Source organism: Nonomuraea sp. NPDC001684 (genome assembly GCF_053596515.1).
The window spans coordinates 1-1,203 of record NZ_JBSFGJ010000889.1 but is presented as its reverse complement, the minus strand read 5'-3'; the positions used below and the strand labels follow the sequence as shown (position 1 = coordinate 1,203).

2 protein-coding genes and 1 pseudogene are annotated in these 1,203 nt (G+C 74.3%); 1 reads left to right on the top strand and 2 read right to left on the bottom strand.

The annotated features are described in order from the left end of the window. A pseudogene (locus ACWCSD_RS52830) lies at window positions 1–270 on the bottom strand (hypothetical protein); the annotation flags it as partial. After that, complete coding sequence (locus ACWCSD_RS52825; protein ID WP_449927570.1) at window positions 267–782, bottom strand: hypothetical protein; 516 nt, start codon at window positions 780–782, stop codon at window positions 267–269. The gene ACWCSD_RS52825 and the pseudogene ACWCSD_RS52830, both read right to left, overlap by 4 nt. A gap of 72 nt (window positions 783–854) precedes the next feature. On the opposite strand from ACWCSD_RS52825, the gene ACWCSD_RS52820 reads away from it, so the two are divergent. After that, window positions 855–1,203, top strand: a 349-nt coding sequence (locus ACWCSD_RS52820) for a hypothetical protein (protein ID WP_449927567.1), incomplete at its 3' end; no start/stop codon positions are given.

Below are 1,203 nucleotides of genomic sequence, written 5' to 3'. Positions count from 1 at the left end.
GTCCACGTCGCCCGTCTCGAAGCCCTCCCAGGCGACCTGCTCCTTGATCTCGGGCAGCTGCACGTCGTACTTGAGCTCGTTCTTCAGCAGGTAGGGCAGGTCACGCAGATGCCGGAAGATCGCGATCAGCGCCTCCTGCACGGCGTCCGGCCCGCTGTCCAACGCGATGGGCCCGCAGATCCGGCCCAGGTACGGCGTCAGCTCGGCGAGCAGGTCGTTCATCGCCATCGTGTCGCCCCGCTGGGCGGCGAGCACCCGGGCCGCCGTCACGACGCGCCCCCGGCGTCCCGGGCCGCGTCCCGGGCCGCGTCCCCACCCGCGCCCCTGGCCGTGACCCGGGACGCGAGCCTGGCCAGCGCCTTCTCCCCCGCCGCCCGCACGCCCCACGGCACCAGCGCCGCGCGGCCCGGGACGCGCACCCCGCCCGTCTGCGCGACCAGCGTCCCCTCCGGCACGGCGGTCGCGGCCAGGCCGACGAGCAGGAACCGGCTCTGCATCCAGCACCAGCCCGGCCGCAGGTCGACGTCGAACCGGGCGCGCATGCCGTACCGGCTGCGGGCCCTGGCCACGAGGCGGCCGCCGTCCGAGCCCGCGGACTCGACGGTGAGATGCCGCATGTCGGGTTCGAACGTGCCGAACTCCTTCTCCAGATCGCTCACCACGGCCCAGACCGCCGCGAAGGGTGCGGGAATGACGCGCTCGGCGACGGACGCCCCGGGAATGGCCGCGGCCAGCGCGCGCAGGCGGCGTACGGGGTCCAGATCGGCAACAGGCCAGCTCATGTCCATCCAGAGGCGGGAGGGGCGCGAAAGGTTCCATGGAACCATTACGGATTTCGCCGACTCCTGCCGGGCATGAACATTCCACGCCTCGGCGCCCTGACCGCCTCCGCCCTGCTCACCGACGCCGCCGCGCACCTGTACTGGCTGACCGGCCGCACGTGGCCCGCCCGCGACGTCAGCTCCCTCTCCCTGGCGGTGCTGAACTTCGAGGTGCCGTTCACCTCGCGCGTGCTGGTGCCGCTCGTCGCCGTGCTCGGCGCCGGGGCGGCGGCGGTGCTGGTGTGCTCACGCGGTCGCGGCGGCCTGCCCGCCCGCCTGGTCACGGCCGCCGTCGCCGCCGGGACCCTGGTGCGGGCGGCGGCCGGGCTGGTGCCTCCTCCAACGCCTCCGGAGACACGTGCACGAGAACGTCCGCCAGATG